This window comes from Sphingomonas sp. 10B4, assembly GCF_035019905.1.
Lineage (GTDB): Bacteria > Pseudomonadota > Alphaproteobacteria > Sphingomonadales > Sphingomonadaceae > Sphingomonas > Sphingomonas glacialis.
On the sequence record NZ_JASJVC010000487.1, the window covers coordinates 1 to 248 of the forward strand.

The window sequence follows — 248 nt, forward strand, 5'->3', positions numbered from 1 at the left end:
GTGAAACAGCGAAAATACTGAGCCCGGAAAAAACCATCCTGATGCCCGATCTCGATGCCACCTGTTCGCTCGATCTCGGCTGCCCGGCCGATGAATTCGCCGCCTTTTGTGATGCCCATCCGGATCGCACCGTGGTCGTCTATGCCAATACCAGTGCCGCTGTGAAGGCGCGTGCCGATTGGATGGTCACTTCGAGCATAGGGCTCGATATCGTCGCAGCCTTGCATGCCGAGGGCAAGAAGATACTG

1 protein-coding gene is annotated in these 248 nt (G+C 57.3%); it reads left to right on the forward strand.

The features are described from left to right. Positions 1-14: 14 nt before the first annotated feature. The coding region (gene nadA / locus QN347_RS20600; protein ID WP_323494518.1) for a quinolinate synthase NadA at positions 15-248 on the forward strand (234 nt) is incomplete at its 3' end.